The sequence below is a fragment of the Streptomyces sp. NPDC107765 genome (assembly GCF_055657085.1).
The window spans coordinates 46,438-68,103 of the sequence record NZ_JBVKBL010000002.1 but is presented as its reverse complement, the minus strand read 5'-3'; the positions used below and the strand labels follow the sequence as shown (position 1 = coordinate 68,103).

The 21,666-nt window shown below is 69.8% G+C and carries 16 protein-coding genes and 1 tRNA gene; 16 read left to right on the top strand and 1 reads right to left on the bottom strand.

Features of this window, described 5'->3' with window-relative positions; translation table 11 throughout:
• The first annotated feature begins 21 nt into the window (after window positions 1–21).
• The 3 genes from ACZ7MX_RS04795 to ACZ7MX_RS04785 all read left to right on the top strand — a co-directional run bounded on the left by ACZ7MX_RS04795 (window position 22) and on the right by ACZ7MX_RS04785 (window position 6,129).
• The gene (locus ACZ7MX_RS04795) at window positions 22–2,220 is read left to right on the top strand and encodes an AIPR family protein (RefSeq protein ID WP_472129396.1); all 2,199 of its coding nucleotides are present in this window, start codon (window positions 22–24) and stop codon (window positions 2,218–2,220) included.
• A 24-nt stretch (window positions 2,221–2,244) separates the two neighbouring features.
• Window positions 2,245–4,377, top strand: a complete 2,133-nt coding sequence (locus tag ACZ7MX_RS04790; RefSeq protein WP_472129395.1) for a UvrD-helicase domain-containing protein — start codon at window positions 2,245–2,247, stop codon at window positions 4,375–4,377.
• A 1,056-nt stretch (window positions 4,378–5,433) separates the two neighbouring features.
• The gene (locus tag ACZ7MX_RS04785; protein ID WP_472129394.1) at window positions 5,434–6,129 is read left to right on the top strand and encodes a hypothetical protein; all 696 of its coding nucleotides are present in this window, start codon (window positions 5,434–5,436) and stop codon (window positions 6,127–6,129) included.
• 345 nt (window positions 6,130–6,474) lie between these two features.
• On the opposite strand, the gene ACZ7MX_RS04780 is transcribed toward ACZ7MX_RS04785, so the two are convergent.
• Window positions 6,475–6,546, bottom strand: a tRNA-Arg gene (locus ACZ7MX_RS04780).
• Window positions 6,547–6,812: 266 nt separating this feature from the next.
• Between ACZ7MX_RS04780 and ACZ7MX_RS04775 the strand changes: the two genes are divergently transcribed.
• From ACZ7MX_RS04775 to ACZ7MX_RS04715, 13 genes are all read left to right on the top strand, one after another.
• Window positions 6,813–7,385 carry a response regulator gene (locus ACZ7MX_RS04775; RefSeq protein WP_472129392.1) on the top strand — a complete coding sequence of 191 codons (573 nt, stop codon included), beginning with the start codon at window positions 6,813–6,815 and terminating at the stop codon, window positions 7,383–7,385.
• 126 nt (window positions 7,386–7,511) lie between these two features.
• The gene (gene nrtL / locus ACZ7MX_RS04770) at window positions 7,512–8,582 is read left to right on the top strand and encodes an ArgS-related anticodon-binding protein NrtL (protein WP_472129390.1); all 1,071 of its coding nucleotides are present in this window, start codon (window positions 7,512–7,514) and stop codon (window positions 8,580–8,582) included.
• A 31-nt stretch (window positions 8,583–8,613) separates the two neighbouring features.
• Window positions 8,614–10,005, top strand: a complete 1,392-nt coding sequence (gene lysA / locus ACZ7MX_RS04765; RefSeq protein ID WP_472129389.1) for a diaminopimelate decarboxylase — start codon at window positions 8,614–8,616, stop codon at window positions 10,003–10,005.
• Between the two features lie 149 nt (window positions 10,006–10,154).
• Window positions 10,155–11,447: a homoserine dehydrogenase gene (locus ACZ7MX_RS04760; RefSeq protein WP_030414154.1), complete on the top strand. Its 1,293-nt coding sequence runs from the start codon at window positions 10,155–10,157 to the stop codon at window positions 11,445–11,447.
• Between the two features lie 8 nt (window positions 11,448–11,455).
• Window positions 11,456–12,541 carry a threonine synthase gene (gene thrC, locus ACZ7MX_RS04755; protein ID WP_472129388.1) on the top strand — a complete coding sequence of 362 codons (1,086 nt, stop codon included), beginning with the start codon at window positions 11,456–11,458 and terminating at the stop codon, window positions 12,539–12,541.
• 337 nt (window positions 12,542–12,878) lie between these two features.
• Complete coding sequence (gene thrB, locus ACZ7MX_RS04750) at window positions 12,879–13,796, top strand: homoserine kinase (protein WP_472129386.1); 918 nt, start codon at window positions 12,879–12,881, stop codon at window positions 13,794–13,796.
• Window positions 13,797–14,171: 375 nt separating this feature from the next.
• Window positions 14,172–16,238, top strand: a complete 2,067-nt coding sequence (gene rho, locus ACZ7MX_RS04745; RefSeq protein WP_472129384.1) for a transcription termination factor Rho — start codon at window positions 14,172–14,174, stop codon at window positions 16,236–16,238.
• Between the two features lie 433 nt (window positions 16,239–16,671).
• Window positions 16,672–17,799, top strand: a complete 1,128-nt coding sequence (locus ACZ7MX_RS04740; RefSeq protein WP_472129383.1) for an LCP family protein — start codon at window positions 16,672–16,674, stop codon at window positions 17,797–17,799.
• A 175-nt stretch (window positions 17,800–17,974) separates the two neighbouring features.
• Window positions 17,975–18,199, top strand: a complete 225-nt coding sequence (gene rpmE, locus ACZ7MX_RS04735) for a 50S ribosomal protein L31 (protein ID WP_030414149.1) — start codon at window positions 17,975–17,977, stop codon at window positions 18,197–18,199.
• Between the two features lie 120 nt (window positions 18,200–18,319).
• Window positions 18,320–19,399 (top strand): peptide chain release factor 1, encoded by a 1,080-nt coding sequence (gene prfA, locus ACZ7MX_RS04730; protein WP_472129381.1) that lies wholly within the window; start codon window positions 18,320–18,322, stop codon window positions 19,397–19,399.
• A gap of 39 nt (window positions 19,400–19,438) precedes the next feature.
• Entirely contained in the window at window positions 19,439–20,284 is an 846-nt protein-coding gene (gene prmC, locus ACZ7MX_RS04725; protein ID WP_472129379.1) for a peptide chain release factor N(5)-glutamine methyltransferase, read from the top strand.
• 52 nt (window positions 20,285–20,336) lie between these two features.
• A complete protein-coding gene (locus tag ACZ7MX_RS04720) occupies window positions 20,337–20,984 on the top strand; it encodes an L-threonylcarbamoyladenylate synthase (RefSeq protein ID WP_030811023.1) in 648 nt (215 codons plus the stop codon).
• Window positions 20,981–21,664 (top strand): arsenate reductase/protein-tyrosine-phosphatase family protein, encoded by a 684-nt coding sequence (locus ACZ7MX_RS04715; protein WP_472129377.1) that lies wholly within the window; start codon window positions 20,981–20,983, stop codon window positions 21,662–21,664. The genes ACZ7MX_RS04720 and ACZ7MX_RS04715 overlap by 4 nt, the downstream gene beginning before the upstream one ends.
• The last annotated feature ends 2 nt before the right edge of the window (window positions 21,665–21,666 follow it).

Here is a 21,666-nt window from a genome sequence, read left to right as displayed (position 1 = left end):
CCACGGGGAGGGAAGAAGTACGTGAACGCACAGCGGGCCAAGGACGGACAGCCCGATCTGAACACCACGGTTCGACAGGTGGGCAACGCCCTCCAGAAGGTCTATGCCGACGTTCTGGACACCAGCGACCTGGCGGCCAAGTACACAGGTGACGACTTCGAGAAGCGCTGCACCTCCAGGGCGCTGGCCGCCCAGGCGGTGCGGATCGTCACCGGATTCAGCCCGGAAGAGGCCGCCGCCACCGTCATCGACGGAGACCTTGATCAGGGCATCGACGCGATCGCCGTGGTCGAGGGGGCCAGGCCCCACGTCTATCTCGTCCAGAGCAAGTGGAGCCCCGAGGGCAAGGCCAAGGGGGACCGGCAGGCCGTGCTGGAACTCCTCGCCGGTCTCCGGCTCATCGACGAGGAGAACTTCGCCCCGTTCAACCCGCGGGGCCGGAGGCTGGCCGAGTACGCCAAGTCCGTCATGGACCAGGGGACCGTCCCCGTCACCCAGGTCGTGGTGATGATGCGGCCCGACATGCCCGGCGAGGGCTTCATGCAGGCGATCAAGAACGGGGAGGTCGAGTTCAACCGGTTCGGCCCGGTACTGGATCACCGGATCATCCTGGCTCCCGAGGTGTGGACCTCCGTACGCGCCGACCAGGCGCCCGAGCCGGTGGTCCTGACCGCGGAGCTGTTCCCCTGGTTCGGCATGGGCTCCGACGCACTGTACGAGTCCTACCAGGGAGTCGTCGACGCCGAGCAGGTTGCCGACTGGGCGGAGCAGCACGGGTCGAACCTGTTCAACCTCAACATCCGCAAGCCCCTGGGCAGGACGCCCATCAACAACTCGCTGATCGCCACCCTCACCGAGGAGCCGGCCAACTTCTGGTACTACAACAACGGCATCACCGTCCTCTGTGACCGCGTGGAGAAGGTCGAGCGGTCGGCGCGCGCTCCCCAGCAGAAGCCGCTGATGCTGACACTGCACAATGCCAGTGTGGTGAACGGCGCCCAGACCGTGCGGGCGGTGGCGGAGGCGCTGGAGAAGGAGGACGCTGCGGCCGAGGCCAAGATCGGCGTGCGGATCATCGTCACGCACGCGGCCAAGGAGTTCGCCAGCGACACTACGCGCGCCACCAATCGCCAGAACAGCGTGGGCGACCGCGACTTCGTGGCCCTCGACCCGGTCCAGGGCGACATCCTGGACGAGATGCGGGCGGAGCTCGGCCTGGAGTACGGGGTTCAGCGCAGTGAGGTCGACCTCCCCGAGGAGTCCGGCTGCACGGTGGTCGAGGCAGCCGTCGCCCTGGCCTGTGCACATGCCGACAGTCAGTACGCCGCCCGGATCGCGCTCGCGCTCGACCCTCTGTGGGAGCGCGGCCCACAAGGGGTCTACGACGTGCTGTTCCGCCCGAGGCCGGGTGTCTACCTGATGTGGAACGCCGTCCAGGTGGTCCGAGAGGTGCGGCGTTGTCTCCTCGACCTCCGGAAGCGCTACGAAGGCCGGGCCGCCGCGCTGACGGAACACGGCACTTACCTGCTCGCCCATCTGGTGTTCCGGCTCCTCGACACCGAGGGGATCGACGAGCCCGACACCAAGCTGACCTGGTCCGACGAAGCCAAGGCGAAGACCAAGGAGATCGTCGATCGGCTGCTGCCCGTCACCATCCAGGTCATTGACGGGCTCTCTGAGCGGCGCCCGCAGATCCGGGCCGTGTGCTCGGATGTCGACCGCTGCCGGGAGGTCACCGAACGGGTCATCGAGGCCATGACGGAGGGCAAGGACGGCTCCGCTCCGGACACGTACCGTCGCGTGCGACCGACGCGCAAGCGCCGCCGCCCCAACGCCGTCCAGGTCCTGGTCGACAAGCGGGTCCTGGACGAAGGCGAGCCGCTCACGCTCAGCACCGCCTACCCGCTGGAGGTCGAAGCGCTCAAGGACTGGCTCGCGGAGGACCCGCGGCGCTCTCGGGCCACCTGGACGAACCACCGGACGAAGCCGGTCGTCTGGGCCGCGGACGGCCGGCAGTACTCGCCTTCGGGGCTGATCACCCTCATGTGGGAACGTGCCGCCTGGGCGGACCGGCCCGTGGCCAATCAAGGTACGGCTCGCTGGGTCACGTCCTCGGGCGACACTCTCGCCGACCTCGCCTGGCGGACGCTGGGGGACCTGGAAGAGCCGGACGAGCCCGACGAACCGGGCCGCCGGGATGAGGACCGGTCCGACCGGTAGAACATCGGGAGACGACTGCCCACCATGCCCCGCCTCGCCTTTGACATCGGCTTCTGCGCCCAGCTCCCCAAGCTCCAGGGGACGGTTCGGAAGGGGGTGTTCGATGCCTGGGAGAAGTTCGACCGCCTCACCATAGACCAGCTGTTCAGGGATCCCGGCCTGAAGCTGGAGTCGCTCAAGGGCGCGCGCGACCCGCACATCCGGACCATCCGGATCGACCGGGGGACGCGCGGCGTCGTTCTGGCACCCGACATTGGGGACACTTACGTCCTGCTGCGGGTGCTGCCGCACGACGCCGCGAACGCCTGGGCCGTCAAACAGAAGGCGAGCATCAACGCGGTCACCCGGGCCGTCGAGATCCGTGACATCGCCGTCTTGGAGGAGCTCACGCCCGCCTACGAGCGAGTCGCGCCACAGCCCGAGCAGCGGCTCTTCGCCAGGTTCTCGGACGGGGACCTGGCGGCCCTCGGGATCGACGGGACCACGTTGCGCCAGGCACGGGTGCTGACGACCGCGGAGCAGCTGGAGGCGTTCGCGCCCCACTTCCCACAGGACCAGCGCGAGGTCTTGGAGTACCTCGCGGCCGGCTTCACTGTCGAGGAGGTGTGGCGCGATGTGGTGGCGGTGAGCCTGGCAGCCAAGGACACCACGCGGCCTCTTGATCCGGCCGACTACGACACCGCCATCCGGCACACCCGTACCCGCATCGCGTTGGTCACCGGAGAGGAGGAGCTCCGGGAGATCCTGGACAAGCCGTTTGCCGCGTGGCGCGTCTTCCTCCATCCTTCCCAGCACAAGGTGGCGTACCGTCCCTCGTACTCCGGACCCGCCCAGGTCACGGGAGGTCCGGGCACGGGCAAGACGGTCGTCGCGCTCCACCGAGTACGGCACCTGCTCGGACATCTGCGCGACGGTGACCGCATCCTGCTCACCACCTACACGAACGCTCTGGTCGCCGCACTTCGCGCCGGGCTCGGCGAGCTCGTCGACGACGAGACGCTCAGGGAACGGGTGGACATCATGACCGTCGATGCGTTTGCCGGGAGTGTGGTGTCCACGTCACGCCGCCCCCTGCGCGCCGACGAAGAGCTGGCCCGCTGGCAAAAGGCGGCTCAGGACGTCGGGTTCACTGGCAGCCCACAGTTTCTCGCTCAGGAGTACAAGCACGTCATCCTCGCCCAGAACCTGCGCACGTACGACCAGTACGAGGCCGCCGAGCGCAGGGGGCGCGGAAGCGCACTGCCGACCATCTCTCGGCCCGCGGTCTGGCGCGCCGTCGAAGAGTTCACCGGGCGGCTCGTCGCCGACGGGCTGCGCACCTACCTCGGCACCTGTGCCGAGGCCGCGGATCTGCTTGAGCGGTCCGGGCCTCGCTACCGGCACGTCGTGGTGGACGAGGCCCAGGACCTGCACCCGGTGCAGTGGCGGCTCCTGCGGGCTGCCGCACCGGCACGTCCGGACGACCTGTTCATAGCGGGTGACCCGCATCAGCGCATCTACGACAGCAAAGTCTCGTTGAAGGCGCTCGGGATCAAGGTCGCGGGCAGGTCCACGAAGATGCGGAAGAACTATCGCTCCACCCACGAGATTCTGAGCTGGTCCACGGCGCTTCTCGTCGGCCGTCCCTTTGCGGAGCTGGAGGACGACGCCCGCCACGACACTCTGGTCGGCTACCGCTCGGCCTTGCACGGAAACGGCCCCGAGACACACGCGGCCAATTCCCCGGAAGGGGAGCTGGACGCGCTCGCCAGACGAGTCCGGATGTGGTTGGACGCCGGCATCACCCCGGGTGACATCGGCGTGAGCGCCCGTTTCAATCGGACCTGCGATCAGGTCGCGGAGCGCCTGACTTCAGCTGGAATCCCGGTGCAACGCCTGAGAGCAGACCGGCCGGTAACGGTCGAAGCCGTCAACGTGGGCACGATGCACTCGTTCAAGGGCCTTGAATACCGCTGTGTCGCAGTAGTCGGTGTCCATGCCGGCGCCCTCCCCTTTCCTAAAGCCGTGACGCCGCTGGCGGTCGACCGCCTCCAGCACGAGGCCGATCTTCTGGCGGAACGCTGTCTGTTGTTCGTTGCCTGCACCCGGGCACGCGACGAGCTCTATGTCTCTTGGGCAGGAGAGCCCAGTTCATTCCTATCCGCCACAAAAACATGACTGAAACGGGATGAGTAAAAGGGAGACGATGGGCGGACTTCCTCTTGCGGTGGTTCGAGTTTTGCGGGAAGTACGGGATCGGGCGGTGGCGTAAGGGCGTCGCGAAGACCCGTGAGGTATGGCGGACGGCCTTGCGGCCGTAACACTCAACATGGTCAAGCGCGGTGATGACGTTTCCGACGAGGAGACGCGGCGACTGGCCCTCACGTGGGGGCTGTGCTCGCGTACGAGGGGGAGGAACCGCCGGCCAGGGTTAAGGCAGCGTACGACTGGGGCACGACGGCCGACCGGCCGCTGGGCGACCAACGCCGTCCACGCCCAACAGAATGCTCACGGCCGTCTTCTTCATTCGGACCGCCAAGGAGGATGTGTCTTCGACGACGAGCCCGGGCGAGTGACAAATGTGTCGTCTCCCCCACCACACTCGTTTCCAAGACGACAGCCCCGCGCGCTTCTATCGCCTGCCGACGCATCGAGAATCTGCTCCGTGAGTACGAGCGACCTTGTCGTCTTGCGTTGGAGGCTCCGGGCAGATACTCGCCCAACAGCCTCTCCGCAGCTGTGCGTGGCGTCACCAGATCCGGCCCGCGATCCCGTCGGCGCTGCATCCGCTCGCGATTCAGCCCAGAAGCCGTACTCCCTCCGTGCCACATGCATCACGAACGGGCTCCGGGCAGGCCTCCCGATAGTTGAGGGCCCGGGGCGCCGGCAACCCGCCCGAGGTCAGTCACCGTCGCTACGCAGGCTGCCTCGACGACAGCGAGGCCGACAACACCAAAAGGATTGAGATGGCCATGGAGGGATGCCCTGACCCCGCCCGATCGCTCCGCTGGCGCGATGCCGCTTGAGGTGGGTCAGAAGTTGGATCCGACGACGCCGCTCCTGCCCCGGCCCGTCGCGACGAGCGGGGCCCTCGGGGCGCTCCCTGTGACTGAGGTGCGTCCTGCGCCGCACGTTGCGGCGCAGGACGAGTGAACGCACTGGCTCGCGTCGATTCTGCCGACCATATGGAGCAGTGCACGGGGGGAGGGCTGCGATCTTGGCCAAGGTAAGAGCATGGTCGACAGCGATGACGCGGCGACGACGTCCTGGAGGGGTCGTTTCGACGCCGTGCACAAATGGGTTGCTACAGCCGCCGGTGTAGTCGCCCTAGCCTTTTCATTGTATAACTTCGCTGAACTTCAAAAGAAACCGGAAATCGATCTAGCGCTTCCTCATCTCATGCGAATTGGACTGGTTGGCAAGGACACTCATTTCTATCTTCAGCCGACAGTGTCCACCAGGGTCAAGACCCAGGACGTCGAGGTCATCCGTGACGCACGTTTCCAACTGACTCCCGTCGGCTCGATTTTCTCTTCCAAAAGGCCAGTTTTCTACTGGAAAGAGGTGGGCACATGGAACTTCGACCCCGCCGCTGAATGGATCTCCTATAGATGGTCAGGTGATCCTGCCCCACTCCTCGTCAGTCAGGAAAAACCTCAGCAGCCCATCTTCTTGTTCCAGGCTGATGCCTGGAGCTTTCAACCCGGCCGGTATGAGGGTTCGCTTCGGCTGATTCGATCTGGGAATCACAGCCCACTGATTAAGAATTTCTGCCTGATTATTTCAAAGAAAGCCGTTGATGAAATCCGTGGAGGAGCAAGCCGGGAGGACATCTTTTACTGGCGCAATGACATGCCCAAGGCTATGTCCTCTAGTAAATATTCAGGCTGCTACGTAAGGGAAGCGGAGTGGCGGGGCCAGGCCGGCTGATTGGTGATCGCGTCAGTGGGAGATGCCTCGTTGCCAGGTGTAGGTGCCGCGACCAGTGGGGTGGGAGGTGGATTCGTCTGGCAGACAGAAGCAGGCGGGTGGCTGGTAACTGAAAACGCTGTCGGCGTCGGCCACCCGGTTCGGATCCGGGGCGGCACCCAAAGGCATGGTCGGCGGCGGGGCCCGCCGGCAAGCAGCGTGCACGCATCGCCTGTTGGCTCACACGCCTCTCACACGCGATCAGTGCGCAACAACGAGAAAGAGCGGGAGACAGTTAGACCGTCTCTCGCTCTTTCGTGTCGGCATCCGCCCTGATCACATACAACTTGGTACGTCTTGGGCGAGTGCCCCCGGCAGGATTCGAACCTGCGCACACGGCTCCGGAGGCCGTTGCTCTATCCCCTGAGCTACGGGGGCGTTGCCGCTGTGTTTTGCGGCGACGGGTAGAACCCTACCAGCTCTGATGGGGTGTTCATGAACAGGTTTGGGGAGGGGTGGGGGAGCGGTGTTCCCGGGCCCGACTCGGGTCGGTGGAGGGGGGCCTTAGCGCATGGCGATGGCGTGGTGGTGGCGGTCGGGGAAAGGTCCCCCGCATGGGGGCGGAAGTGGGCAAAACCGGGACGGCGCCGCAGGTGGGCCCCTAGTCTCATGGTGTGCCTGGCTTGTCCGGTCGGATCCTTGTTGTGGACGACAACAAGGTGATCCGGCAGTTGATCAGGGTCAACCTTGAGCTGGAGGGCTTCGAGGTCGTGACCGCGGCTGATGGTGCCGAATGTCTGGATGTCGTGCACCACGTGAAACCTGATGTCGTGACCCTTGATGTCGTGATGCCGCGGCTCAACGGTCTGCACACCGCGGCGCGCCTGCGGTCCGATCCGCGGACCTGGGACATTCCGATCGCCATCGTCAGCGCCTGCACGGAGGGCGAGGTCGACAACGGCGAGTCGGTGGGGGTGGATGCGTTCCTGGCGAAGCCGTTCGAGCCGACGGAGCTGGTGCGGACGGTGGGGAAGCTGGTGCGTGAGGGGCGGCAGCAGCGCGAGCGTGGGCCGGGGGAGCGCTCCGGAGGGAGTCCGGTCGGGCCCGAGGGTGGGGGCGGGGAGTCGGAGTACGGCGGGGGCCGGGGGGCCGGGGGAGCCGGATCCGGGTCCGAGGGGGAGGGCGCACCGGCCGGTGGGCACGTCGGCGCGGGGGAGGGCGCCCCGTCCTCGTCCCGCGGGCATGTCGGTACGGGCGGGGAGCAGGGGGCGGGGTAGTTGAGCCGCGCGGCCGCCTCGTGTCCCAGGGTGACTGCCGTGCGGGCCCGCAGGGACGCAGCGCCTCGGTGTCCACAGGGCGAAACCGGTCGCGTCGGTGTCCCCGTTCTCCCCTACGCTTGTCCCGTGACCCCGGCTGAGCTCTCCCGTACCGTCCTGCGCTCCGTGCGCGGTGCCGTTGAGGATCGGGAGCTCTCCGTGCCGGTGCCGGCGCGGATCGTGGTGCGGCCGCCCAAGCGGCCCGGCTCCGGGGACTACGCGTCGAACGTTGCGTTGCAGCTCGCCAAGCCCGCGGGCCGGCCGGCCCGGGAGGTCGCCGAGATCCTGCGGAAGCGGCTGGCGGGGAGCCCGGGGATCGACCGGGTCGAGATCGCCGGGCCGGGTTTTCTGAACTTCACGCTGGGGGACGGGGCGCTGGTCGACCTCGTGCGCCAGATCCTGACGCAGGGCGGCTCGTACGGCGTCTCGTACGGTGTCTCTCACGGCGTCTCGAACGGTGCCCCTCACGGCGTCCATCCGTACGCCATGTCTCGCTCGGGCACCGTGGAGCGCGGTGCCCGGGACGTCGTCGTCGCCGAGGCGCTGGCAAGGATCGATGCGGCGGTGGGGGACGGCGTCCGGCCCCCCGCCCGGCAGCGGCCCGACGAGCCCGACGAGCTGGCCGCGCTGGTCGCCCGGCTCGGGAGTGACGAAGCCCGGTGGGTGTTGTTGCGGCCCGCCGCGCATGATCCGGTGCGGGTGCCCGAGCGGCCGGTGCAGCGGGAGGGGAATCCGCGGTTCCTGGTGCAGTACGCGTACGCGCGGGTGCGGGCGCTGGTCCGGAACGCCGATGACCTGGGCTTCGCGTCCCGGCCGGGGGAGGTCCTCGGGGACGAACCAGCTGCCGCCCCCGCCTCCCGGCCCGACCGGCTCGCCGTGCTTCGTGACCGGATCCGGGAGCTGCACGGTCTGCTCGCCACCTACCCCTCCGTCATCGAGGCCGCCGCGCGGCTGCGGGCGCCGGACCGGGTGGTGCGGCATCTGGAGGCGACGGCGGAGGCGTTCTTCCGGTGGCACGACGTGTGTCCGCCGCTGCCCGTCGGGGAGCAGAAACCCTTGGCCGTGCACCGTGCCCGGCTGGCCCTTGCCGAGGCCGCCGGGACGGTGCTCGCCAACGGCCTGCGCCTGCTCGGCATCTCCGCACCCGAACACCTCTGAGCTTGTGAATTCTTGAGGGGAACTTCCTGTTATGAGCCGCTCCGCGCACCCCGCCGGGCCCCGGCACGCCGACGTCCTTCCCGAGGGGCACTACGCCGGGCCGCCCGCCGACCTCAACACCCTTGACCCGCAGGTCTGGTCGCGTACGGTCCGGCGCAACGCCGACGGCGCGGTGACCGTCGGCGGGCTGGACGTCCGTGCGCTGGCCGAGGAATTCGGTACGCCGGCGTACTTCCTGGACGAGGAGGACTTCCGGGCGCGCTGCCGGGCCTGGCGCGACGCCTTCGGTCCGGACGCCGACGTATTCTACGCCGGGAAGGCGTTCCTGTCCCGGGCCGTCGTGCGGTGGCTGCACGAGGAGGGGCTCAACCTCGATGTGTGTTCGGGGGGTGAGCTCGCCACCGCCCTCTCGGCCGGGATGCCCGCCGAGCGGATCGCGCTGCACGGCAACAACAAGAGCACCGAGGAGATCACCCGGGCCGTGGAGGCCGGGGTGGGGCGGATCGTGCTCGACTCGTTCCAGGAGATCGTGCGGGTCGCGCACATCGCCGAGCGGCTCGGCAAGCGGCAGCGGGTGCAGATCCGGGTCACGGTCGGTGTCGAGGCGCATACGCACGAGTTCATCGCGACCGCGCACGAGGACCAGAAGTTCGGCATCGCGCTGGCCGGCGGGCAGGCCGCGGAGGCCGTGCGGCGGGCGCTGAAGCTGGACGGGCTCGAACTGATCGGCATCCACAGCCACATCGGGTCGCAGATCTTCGACATGGCGGGCTTCGAGGTGTCCGCGCGGCGGGTCGTGCAGCTGCTGACGGAGGTGCGCGACGAGCACGGGATCGAGCTGCCGGAGATCGACCTCGGTGGCGGCCTCGGGATCGCGTACACCTCCGAGGACGATCCGCGCGAGCCGCACGAGATCGCCAGGGCGCTGAACGAGATCGTGACGAAGGAGTGCGAGGCGGCGGGCCTGCGCGTGCCGCGGCTGTCGGTCGAGCCGGGCCGGGCGATCGTCGGGCCCACGGCCTTCACGCTCTACGAGGTCGGCACGGTCAAGGAGCTGGAGGGGCTGCGGACGTACGTGTCCGTGGACGGCGGGATGTCGGACAACATCCGCACCGCCCTGTACGACGCCGAGTACAGCGTGGCCCTGGTCTCCCGGACCTCGGACGCCGAGCCGATGCTCTCGCGGGTGGTCGGCAAGCACTGCGAGAGCGGCGACATCGTCGTCCGCGACGCCTTCCTGCCGGCCGATGTCGCGCCGGGGGACCTGCTCGCGGTGCCGGCGACCGGGGCGTACTGCCGGTCCATGGCGAGCAATTACAACCACGCGCTGCGGCCGCCGGTCGTGGCCGTGCAGGACGGTGCGGCCCGGGTCGTCGTCCGGCGCGAGACGGAGGAAGATCTCCTGCGCCTGGATGTCGGGTAGGGCCGGATCGCCGGGGCCCGGCCCCGGATGAAATAAATGTCTCGGTATCCGGACGACGGACGGAAACCGACGTCCGGTGCGTGAGACTGGTGCATGAGTCTTGCGCGGAGCAAGACGGAAATCGCTGATCGATGAGAAGCAGGGGTCGAATGATGCGTACGCGTCCGCTGAAGGTGGCGCTGCTGGGCTGTGGTGTTGTCGGCTCAGAGGTGGCGCGCATCATGACGACGCACGCGGACGACCTCACGGCCCGGATCGGCGCGCCCGTGGAGCTGGCCGGGATCGCGGTACGCCGCCCCGACCGGGTGCGCGAGGGCGTGCCGGCCGAGTTGGTCACCACCGACGCCACCGCGCTGGTGAAACGGGGCGACATCGACGTCGTCATCGAGGTCATCGGCGGCATCGAGCCCGCGCGGACGCTGATCACCACCGCCTTCGAGCACGGCGCGAGCGTGGTCTCCGCCAACAAGGCGCTGGTCGCCGCGGACGGCGCGGCGCTGCACGCCGCCGCCGAGGCCAACGGCGCGGACCTGTACTACGAGGCCGCCGTCGCCGGCGCGATCCCGCTGGTCCGGCCGCTGCGCGAATCGCTGGCCGGCGACAAGGTCAACCGGGTCCTCGGCATCGTCAACGGCACCACCAACTTCATCCTCGACCGGATGGCGTCGACCGGCGCCGGGTACAGCGAGGCGCTGGACGAGGCGACCGCCCTCGGTTACGCGGAGGCCGACCCGACCGCCGACGTGGAGGGCTTCGACGCCGCCGCCAAGGCCGCGATCCTCGCCGGGATCGCCTTCCACACCCGCGTCACCATCGACGACGTGCACCGCGAGGGGCTGACCGAGGTCACCGCCGCCGACATCGCCTCCGCCCGGCGCATGGGCTGCACGGTCAAGCTGCTGGCGATCTGCGAGCGGGCGGCGGACGGGGCGTCGGTGACCGCCCGGGTGCACCCGGCGATGATCCCGCTGACGCATCCGCTGGCCTCCGTCCGGGAGGCGTACAACGCCGTCTTCGTGGAGGCCGACGCGGCCGGCCAGCTGATGTTCTACGGGCCCGGCGCGGGCGGTGCGCCGACCGCCTCCGCGGTGCTCGGCGACCTGGTCGCGGTCTGCCGCAACAAGCTCGCCGGCGCCACCGGCCCCGGGGAGTCCGCCTACACCGCGCTGCCGGTCAGCCCGATGGGCGAGGTCGTCACGCGCTACCACATCAGTCTCGACGTGGCCGACAAGCCCGGCGTTCTCGCGCAGGTCGCGACGGTCTTCGCCGAACACGGCGTATCGATCGATACGGTCCGCCAGCAGGGCAAGGACGGCGAGGCCGACCTTGTCGTCGTCACCCACCGGGCCGCCGACGCGGCCCTGTCGTCGACCGTTGAAGCGCTGCGCGAGCTGGACACCGTACGCGGCGTCGCCAGCATCATGCGGGTCGAAGGGGAGTAAAGGAACCCATGTCTGCCAATCCCACCGTGACCACCACCAGCCGTCAGTGGCGCGGCATCATCGAGGAATACCGCGACCGGCTGCCGGTCAGCGACACGACCGAGGTCGTCACCCTCCGCGAGGGCGGTACGCCGCTGGTGCCGGCCCAGGTGCTCTCCGAGCGCACCGGCTGTGAGGTACATCTCAAGGTCGAGGGTGCCAACCCCACCGGTTCCTTCAAGGACCGCGGCATGACGATGGCGATCACCCGCGCCAAGGAGGAGGGTGCCAAGGCGGTCATCTGCGCCTCCACCGGCAACACCTCCGCCTCGGCCGCCGCGTACGCGGTGCGGGCCGGCATGGTCTGCGCGGTGCTCGTCCCGCAGGGCAAGATCGCGCTCGGCAAGATGGGCCAGGCGCTGGTGCACGGCGCGAAGATCCTGCAGATCGACGGAAATTTCGACGACTGCCTGACGCTGGCCCGCGGCCTGTCCGACAACTACCCGGTCGCACTTGTGAACTCCGTCAACCCGGTGCGCATCGAGGGCCAGAAGACCGCCGCCTTCGAAATCGTCGACATGCTCGACGACGCGCCGGACATCCATGTGCTGCCGGTCGGCAACGCCGGCAACATCACCGCGTACTGGAAGGGCTACCAGGAGTACGCGGCCGACGGCATCGCCTCGCACACCCCGCGGATGTGGGGCTTCCAGGCCTCCGGCTCCGCGCCGATCGTGCGCGGCGAGCCCGTCAAGGACCCGCACACCATCGCCACCGCGATCCGCATCGGCAACCCCGCCTCGTGGGCGTACGCCGAGCGCGCGCGGGACGAGTCGGGCGGCTTCATCGACGAGGTGACCGACCGTCAAATCCTGGCCGCCTACCGTCTGTTGGCCGCGCAGGAGGGCGTCTTCGTGGAGCCCGCCTCGGCCGCTTCGGTGGCCGGTCTGCTCAAGGCCGCCGAGCAGGGCAAGGTCGACCCGGGCCAGCGCATCGTCTGCACGGTCACCGGCAACGGCCTGAAGGACCCGGACTGGGCGGTCGCCGGTGCGCCGCAGCCGGTCACGGTCCCGATCGACGCGGACGCGGCGGCCGAGCGGCTCGGCCTCGCCTAGGACGCCGCCGTACGGACCGGCGGCCCGTACGGCGCCCGGTGACCGGACCCCGCCGTCCGGTCACCGCCCGCACAGCAAACTGTGCAAAGACTGCAAAGCCCGAGGCTGCAGCCGCCGGGGCACGGGAAGGCGCGCGACACGCATCGTGCGCCTCCTGTGCGCCCTATGTCGCGGCAGAACCTTCCTTCGATAGGCTGGCAGCCAACTCCCCTCCCCACGGCATAACGCAGTGGTGTTCAGGGCAGGTCAGAACAGACCCCACGAGCCGGCCGGGCACCTCGGTGCCGCGGCGCTCCGGGTCAGTACCGCAGCATCAATCAAGGAGAGTCATCGAGCGATGGCCGGTCCCGCGTTCCGCGCCGCCGCCGTCCGGGTGCGCACCCCCGCTACCAGCGCCAATCTCGGTCCCGGCTTCGATGCCCTGGGTCTTTCCCTGGGCCTGTACGACGATGTCGTGGTGCGCGTCGCCGACTCCGGGCTGCATATCGACATCGCAGGTGAGGGCGCCGACACCCTCCCGCGCGACGAGAGCCACCTGCTCGTCCGGTCGATGCGCACCGCCTTCGAGCTGCTCGGCGGACAGCCGCGCGGCCTGGAAATCGTCTGCGCCAACCGCATCCCGCACGGTCGCGGCCTGGGCTCCTCGTCGGCCGCCATCTGCGCCGGCATCGTCGCCGCCCGCGCCGTGACGATAGGCGGCGAGCAGAAGCTCGACGACGCCGCTCTGCTGGAGCTGGCCACCGAGATCGAGGGCCACCCCGACAACGTCGCCGCCTGTCTGCTCGGCGGCTTCACGCTCGCCTGGATGGACACCGGCACCGCACGGGCGATCCGGATGGATCCCGCCGATTCCATCGTTCCGGTGGTCTTCGTGCCCGGGAAGCCGGTGCTCACCGAGACCGCCCGCGGACTGCTGCCGCGCACCGTCCCGCACGTGGACGCCGCGGCCAACGCCGGCCGCGCCGCACTGCTCGTCGAGGCCCTGACCAGGCGCCCCGAGCTGCTGCTCGCCGCGACGGAGGACCGACTTCACCAGGAGTACCGCGCCCCGGCGATGCCGGAGAGCGTGGCCCTGGTGAACCGACTGCGCTCGGACGGCGTCCCCGCAGTCGTGTCCGGTGCGGGCCCGACGGTGCTCGCGCTGGTCGACGACGCGGCGGCCGAGAAGGTCGCGGCACTGGCGGGCGAGGGGTGGGCGGCGAACCGGCTGACCCTCGACGCGGCAGGGACCGGTGTACTGCCGCTCGCCGGGTGATCACGCAGCTGATCGACGATTGCCGGTCTTTGAGAGGGGGAATGTTTGTTGGATCCGGTAGTGTTAACCTCAAGTGAGTACGAGCCGCCGCAGTGGCGCTGTGCTTCGTGTCCCCCATCGGGACCACCTTTCTTCCGGGAGCCTCCCAAACTGCTTGGAGCAGTTGCCTGAAGCAGTAGCGAGCATGCTCCGGAATCGGCGTGACGACATGAGTCACTCTGCATCTCTTCGCGCCGGAATCATGAACTGATCTCTCCGCCACTTCCGGCGGGACCACCGCCCCGGCCCGGTCCGCGAGACCTGAGGACCCAGCCGGACAGCACAACCGGTCGCCGAGCCAGACAGGCCGACGCCCGCTCCAGGGAAGGACCCTTCGTGAGCGACACCACCGATCTGATGGGCGCGCGCACCGATGGCAGTGCCACCACGCCCGCCACGGACGCTCCCGCCGCGCCTGCCACCACCCGGCGCCGCCGTTCCGGCACCGGCCTTGAGGGCATGGTCCTGGCCGAGCTGCAGCAGGTGGCCTCCGGCCTCGGTATCAAGGGCACCGCGCGGATGCGCAAGAGCCAGCTGATCGAGGTCATCAAGGAGCGCCAGGCCCAAGGCTCGGGCACCGCGGCCAAGGCCGACGCGTCCACCGAGGCCGAGGCCAAGCCCAAGCGCCGTACGACCTCCAAGGCCCGCACCGGCGAGGAGGCCGCGGAGCCGGCCGCCAAGGCCGACAAGACCGGGCGCGCCGCCAAGGACAAGGCCGACAAGGCCGGCGCCCAGCAGCAGATCGACATCCCCGGCCAGCCGGTCAGCGACGAGCAGCCGGCCGGTGAGCGGCGCCGCCGCCGGGCCACCGCCGCCGCGGGCAGCCCCGAGGCCGACGGCGGCCTCAAGACCGACACCAAGGTCGAGGCGAAGACCGACATCAAGACCGAGGCGCGCACCGACACCGCCACCGCCCCGCAGGAGACCGGCGACGGCCGGCCCGCCAAGGGCGGCGAGCGCCAGGAGCGCGGCGACCGCCAGGACCGGGGCCAGAAGGGCGACCGCGGCGACCGCCGCCAGCGCGACCGCGGTGACCGTGGTGACCGCGGTGACCGCGGTGACCGCCGCAAGGGCGACGCCGGCGACGGCGGCCAGGGCGGCCAGCGCCAGGGCCGGGACCGCGACCGGGACCGGGACCGCCGGGACGACGACGACGACTTCGAGGGCGGCCGGCGCGGCCGGCGCGGCCGCTACCGCGACCGCCGCGGCCGCCGCGGTGGCCGCGAGGAATTCGGCAACGAGCCGCAGATCGCCGAGGACGACGTCCTGATCCCGGTCGCGGGCATCCTGGACATCCTCGACAACTACGCGTTCATCCGGACCTCCGGCTACCTGCCCGGCCCGAACGACGTCTACGTCTCGCTCGCCCAGGTCCGCAAGAACGGTCTGCGCAAGGGTGACCACGTCACCGGCGCGGTCCGGCAGCCCAAGGACGGCGAGCGGCGCGAGAAGTTCAACGCGCTGGTCCGGCTCGACACCGTCAACAGCATGGCGCCCGAACAGGGCCGCGGGCGGCCGGACTTCGGCAAGCTGACGCCCCTTTACCCGCAGGAGCGGCTGCGCCTGGAGGGCGAGTCCGGTGCGCTGACGACCCGGATCATCGACCTGGTCTCGCCGATCGGCAAGGGCCAGCGCGGTCTGATCGTGGCCCCGCCGAAGACCGGCAAGACCATGATCATGCAGGCCATCGCCAACGCGATCACCCGCAACAACCCCGAGTGCCACCTGATGGTCGTCCTCGTCGACGAGCGTCCCGAAGAGGTCACCGACATGCAGCGGTCGGTCAAGGGCGAGGTCATCTCCTCGACCTTCGACCGCCCGGCCGAGGACCACACCACCGTCGCCGAACTCGCCATCGAGCGGGCCAAGCGCCTGGTGGAGCTGGGCCACGACGTCGTCGTCCTGCTGGACTCGATCACCCGTCTGGGCCGGGCGTACAACCTCGCCGCCCCGGCCTCGGGCCGCATCCTGTCCGGTGGTGTCGACTCCACCGCCCTCTACCCGCCGAAGAAGTTCTTCGGTGCGGCGCGCAACATCGAGGACGGCGGCTCGCTGACCATCCTGGCCACCGCGCTGGTCGAGACCGGCTCGCGGATGGACGAGGTGATCTTCGAGGAGTTCAAGGGCACCGGCAACATGGAGCTCAAGCTCGACCGGAAGCTCGCCGACAAGCGCATCTTCCCGGCGGTGGACGTGGACGCGTCCGGCACCCGTAAGGAAGAGATCCTGATGGGCAGCGACGAGCTGGCCATCGTCTGGAAGCTCCGCCGGGTGCTGCACGCCCTGGACCAGCAGCAGGCCATCGAGCTGCTGCTGGACAAGATGAAGCAGACGAAGTCCAACGCGGAGTTCCTGCTGCAGATCCAGAAGACGACGCCGACCGCGGGCAACGGCAACGACTGACGCCCCGGAGCGCTCCGGCGCCGTCCGCACCGCCCCCCTCGCCCTTACGGGTGAGGGGGGCGTCGTGCTGAGCGGCCCAGTGGCCCGTACGGCATCCCGGGCCGGTGGCCCCCGGCACGGCTGCGCGCCCGGTGGTCGTGTGACCTGCGCCGCGCACCGGGAGCCGGCGAAGTGTCCGATCTGAGACGTTCCGCACAGATCACCGCCGGACGCAACGTTCCAGCCAGGACCGAAGCCGGGACGAAAGACCAGGTGAGGACGGCGGAGCCGGCGCACGGCCGGACCCGGCCCGCGGCGTTTTCTAAGAATCCGCTCATCACTTGCTGTGCAACCCTTCCCGTCAGCCTCCCGTCTGACAAGGCGCGACGGACCGTGACAGCAGGCAGCACGGTGACGGCGAGGGGCAGCGACGGCGACAAGGACTGAGGAGCAGATGGCGGACAGCAGTGGGACCGTGCAGACGGCCGAAAGCCGTGCGCGCGGCATACGTGCCACCGGCCGCCGGCGCAAGGGCCCGACCCGGCGCCGCCGGGCACTCACCATCACGCTGTGCGCGCTGGTCAGCGTCGTACTGCTCGGTGGTGCCGGACTCGGCTACGTCTACTTCAAGCTCAACGGCAATCTGAAGGGCGTCGACATCAACGCCGCCCTCGGCCACGACCGGCCCCAGAACGTCGACGACGGCTCGATGGACATCCTCGTGATGGGCTCCGACTCGCGGGCCGGCAAGAACGGCGAGTACGGCAAGGACGAGGGCGGGGCGCGCTCGGACACCGCGATGGTCGTGCACGTCTTCAAGGGCCACAAGAAGGCCAGTGTCGTCAGCATCCCCCGGGACACCCTGATCAGCCGGCCCGGCTGCACCACCAAGGACGGCAAGAACGTCCCCGGTGAGCGGCGGGCGATGTTCAACACCGCCTTCGAGGTCGGCGGCCCCGCGTGCGCCGTCAAGACCGTCGAGTCGATCAGCGGGATCCGGATGGACCACTTCATCGAGGTCGACTTCACCGGCTTCAAGAAGCTCATCGACGCGCTGGGCGGCGTCGACATCACCACCACCAAGGCGATCGACGACCACAACAGCCACCTGCACCTGAAGGCCGGCCACCACACGCTCGACGGCGAGCAGTCGCTCGGCCTGGTCCGCACCCGGCACGGCGTGCCCGGCGGCGACGGCAGCGACCTGGGCCGCATCCAGCTCCAGCAGACGTTCGTCAAGGCCCTGATGAACCAGGTCAAGAACGTCGGCGTGCTGACCAACCCCACCAAGCTCTACGACATCGCCGACACGGCCACCAAGGCCATCACCACCGACACCGATCTGAACTCGGTCAGCGAACTGACCGGCCTGGCCAAGAGCCTGGGCTCGATCGGCTCGGAGAACATCGACATGGTGACGCTGCCGGTGACGTACGACACCGCCAACCCGGACCGTGTGGTGCCGCTGACCCGGCAGGGCAAGCAGGTCTGGAACGCGCTGCGCAACGACCGGGACATCCCGAAGTCCGCGATCAAGGGCTCGGCCGGTGACACCGGAGGCACCAGCCGCTACGTGAAGTAGCCGCGGTGCGCGGGTTCCGGGGCCCGCGCGGTCCCGGAACCGGGCGGGGAATAGTTGCGCACCTACCCCGGTTTTGGGAGATACGGCTAGTCCTGGCAGACTGGACCGTCGGCCCCGGTTCACGTGACGCAACCCGCGACACGACCCGGTGCACTCCCGAACCTAGGAGAATCCCTTGAAGCGCGACATCCACCCGGAGTACGTCGAGACCCAGGTCAGCTGCACCTGTGGCGCGTCCTTCACCACCCGCAGCACCGTTGCCGGCGGCAGCATCCGCGCCGACATCTGCTCCGAGTGCCACCCGTTCTACACCGGTAAGCAGAAGATCCTGGACACGGGCGGTCGTGTGGCCCGCTTCGAGGCCCGCTTCGGCAAGAACGCCGGGTCCGCCAAGAAGTAGCGACCCACAAGGCGCCGGTCTCCGGTCGCCCCTGCCCAGGGGTGGCCGGACCGGCGCCTTTTTTGGCGGGGGACGCCCCCCGGGTAGAGACAGTCAGCCAGCCAGCAGAGGAACCCCACGATGTTCGAGGCGGTCGAGGAACTGATCGGTGAGCACGCCGATCTCGAAAAGCGGCTGGCCGACCCCGCGGTCCACGCCGACCAGCGCGAAGCCATGCGGCTCAACAAGCGCTACGCCGAGCTGACCCCGATCATCGCGACGTACCGCGACTGGAAGCGGACCGGCGAGGACATCGAGACCGCGCGCGAACTGGCCGCGGACGACCCGGACTTCGCCGACGAGGTCAAGGAGCTCGACGCCAGCCGCGAGGAGCTGACCGAGAAGCTGCGGCTGCTGCTCGTCCCGCGCGACCCCAGCGACGACAAGGACGTCATCCTGGAGGTCAAGGCCGGCGAGGGCGGCGAGGAGTCCGCGCTGTTCGCCGGCGACCTGCTGCGGATGTACCTGCGCTACGCCGAGCGGGTCGGCTGGAAGACCGAGATCCTCGACGCCAACGAGTCCGACCTCGGCGGCTACAAGGACGTCCAGGTCGCCGTGAAGACCAAGGGCGGCAACGGCGCGGTCGAGCCCGGCCAGGGCGTCTGGGCGCGGCTGAAGTACGAGGGCGGGGTGCACCGCGTCCAGCGCGTGCCCGCCACCGAGTCGCAGGGCCGGATCCACACCTCCGCGGCCGGCGTGCTGGTCACGCCCGAGGCCGAGGAGGTCGAGGTCGAGATCGTGGCCAACGACCTGCGGATCGACGTCTACCGCTCCTCCGGGCCCGGCGGCCAGTCCGTCAACACCACCGACTCCGCGGTGCGCATCACCCACCTGCCCACCGGCATCGTCGTCTCCTGCCAGAACGAGAAGAGCCAGCTCCAGAACAAGGAGCAGGCGATGCGCATCCTGCGCTCCCGGCTGCTGGCCGCCGCCCAGGAGGAGGCCGAGCGCGAGGCGTCGGACGCCCGGCGCAGCCAGGTCCGCACGGTCGACCGCTCCGAGCGCATCCGCACGTACAACTTCCCCGAAAACCGCATTTCGGACCACCGCGTCGGCTTCAAGGCGTACAACTTGGACCAGGTGCTCGACGGCGAGCTCGACCCGGTCATCCAGGCGTGCGTCGACGCCGATTCGGCCGCCAAGCTCGCCGCCGCCCAGTAAGCCCCCCGCTCGACCCGTCCGCACGGCTGGAGGACCCCCGTGAACCTGCTGCTCGCCGAGGTGGCCCAGGCCACCCAGCGGCTGGCCGACGCCGGCGTGCCCTCACCCCGCTTCGACGCCGAGGAGCTCGCCGCGCACGTGCACGGCGTCAAGCGGAGCCAGCTGCACACGGTCCCCGACGCGGACTTCGACGCCCGCTACTGGGAGGCCGTCGCCCGCCGCGAGGCCCGTGAGCCGCTCCAGCACATCACCGGCCGGGCCTTCTTCCGCTACCTCGAACTCAGCGTCGGACCCGGGGTGTTCGTGCCCCGGCCGGAGACCGAGTCGGTGGTCGGCTGGGCGATAGACGCCGTGCGGGCCATGGACGTCGTCGAGCCGCTCATCGTCGACCTGTGCACCGGCTCCGGGGCGATCGCACTCGCCCTGGCGCAGGAGGTGCCGCGCTCCCGGGTGCACGCCGTGGAGCTGTCCGAGGAAGCCCTGGCGTACGCCCGCAAGAACGTCGAGGGGTCCCGCGTCGTTCTCCATCACGGCGACGCGCTGACCGCGCTTCCCGAGCTGGACGGCCAGGTCGACCTGGTCGTCTCCAACCCGCCGTACATCCCGCTGACCGAGTGGGAGTACGTCGCACCCGAGGCACGCGACCACGACCCCGAGCTCGCGCTGTTCTCGGGCCCGGACGGCCTGGACACCATCCGCGGCATCGAGCGGACCGCACACCGCCTGCTGCGGCCCGGCGGCGTGGTCGTCATCGAGCACGCGGACACCCAGGGCGGGCAGGTGCCGTGGATCTTCACCGAGGAGCGGGGCTGGGCCGACGCGGCCGACCATCCCGACCTCAACAACAGGCCCCGTTTCGCCACCGCGCGCCGGGCGATGCCATGACGCCCACCGCCTTGATGAACCCCCCAACCGTTCGGCACCAGGAGGACCGCTAATGGCACGGCGATACGACTGCAGCGACGCGACCGACCGCGCGACCGGTCTGCGCGAGGCCGCCTCGGCCGTCCGCCGCGGTGAGCTGGTCGTGCTGCCGACCGACACCGTCTACGGCATCGGCGCGGACGCCTTCAGCGCGGAGGCCGTCGGCGACCTGCTGGAGGCCAAGGGCCGCGGCCGCGGCATGCCCTCCCCGGTCCTCGTCGGCTCGCCCAACACCCTGCACGGCCTGGTCACCGACTTCTCCGAGCTGGCCTGGGAGCTCGTCGACGCCTTCTGGCCCGGCGCGCTCACCCTCGTCGCCCGGCACCAGCCGTCGCTGACCTGGGACCTGGGCGAGACCCGCGGCACGGTCGCGGTCCGCATGCCGCTGCACCCGGTCGCGATCGAGCTGCTGACCGACGTCGGCCCGATGGCCGTCTCCAGCGCCAACCTCACCGGCCACCCCTCCCCGCAGGACTGCGACGCCGCACAGGAGATGCTGGGCGACGCGGTGTCCGTCTACCTCGACGGCGGCCCGACGCCCGCCGCCGTGCCGTCCTCGATCGTCGATGTCACCGGCAAGATCCCGGTGCTGCTGCGCGAGGGCGCACTCGGCGCCGACGAGCTGCGCAAGGTGGTACCCGAGCTCAAGGTGGCCAATTGATGGCGCCCCTGGGGCGTGGCATAGCGGGACCAGGCGACGACACCGACCCCCCGGTACCCTCTCCGCCCCCTTTCCGGATCCTCCACGTCAGCACCGGCAACGTCTGCCGCTCGCCCATCACCGAGCGGCTGCACCGCCATGCCCTGGAGCGGCGGCTCGGCGGCGCCCACTGCGGCGGGCTGATCGTGGAGAGCGCCGGCACCTGGGGCCATGAGGGCGCCCCGATGGAGGCGCACGCCGCCACGGTGCTGACCGACTACGGCGCGGACCCGGCCGGCTTCATCGGCCGGGAACTCCTCGACGAGCACGTCATCCGCGCCGACCTGGTCCTGACCGCGACCCGCGACCACCGCGCGCAGGTCATCTCGATGGGCCACTCCGCGGGGCTGCGCACCTTCACCCTCAAGGAGTTCAACCGGCTGGTGCGGGCCATAGACCCCGCCACGCTGCCCGAACCGGACCCGGACCTGCCGGACGGCGGGCTGGTCGAGCGGGCCCGGGCGCTGGTCGGCGCGGCCGCCGCGCTGCGCGGCTGGCTGCTCGCGCCCAACCCGGAGTCGGACGAGGTCTACGACCCCTACGGCGCCCCCATCACGTTCTTCCGCTCCATCGGCGACGAGATCAACCAGGCCCTCGACCCGGTCGTCACCGCCCTCACCGGGGTCCCCGCCCGGGCCTGACC

Excerpts from the sequence above, each read along its gene's own strand:
- ACZ7MX_RS04790 (WP_472129395.1), top strand. The coding sequence starts at position 2,245 with ATGCCCCGCCTCGCCTTTGACATCGGCTTCTGCGCCCAGCTCCCCAAG.
- ACZ7MX_RS04785 (WP_472129394.1), top strand. The coding sequence starts at position 5,434 with ATGGTCGACAGCGATGACGCGGCGACGACGTCCTGGAGGGGTCGTTTC.
- lysA (WP_472129389.1), top strand. The coding sequence starts at position 8,614 with ATGAGCCGCTCCGCGCACCCCGCCGGGCCCCGGCACGCCGACGTCCTT.
- ACZ7MX_RS04760 (WP_030414154.1), top strand. The coding sequence starts at position 10,155 with ATGATGCGTACGCGTCCGCTGAAGGTGGCGCTGCTGGGCTGTGGTGTT.
- thrC (WP_472129388.1), top strand. The coding sequence starts at position 11,456 with ATGTCTGCCAATCCCACCGTGACCACCACCAGCCGTCAGTGGCGCGGC.
- thrB (WP_472129386.1), top strand. The coding sequence starts at position 12,879 with ATGGCCGGTCCCGCGTTCCGCGCCGCCGCCGTCCGGGTGCGCACCCCC.
- ACZ7MX_RS04740 (WP_472129383.1), top strand. The coding sequence starts at position 16,672 with ATGGCGGACAGCAGTGGGACCGTGCAGACGGCCGAAAGCCGTGCGCGC.
- prfA (WP_472129381.1), top strand. The coding sequence starts at position 18,320 with ATGTTCGAGGCGGTCGAGGAACTGATCGGTGAGCACGCCGATCTCGAA.
- ACZ7MX_RS04720 (WP_030811023.1), top strand. The coding sequence starts at position 20,337 with ATGGCACGGCGATACGACTGCAGCGACGCGACCGACCGCGCGACCGGT.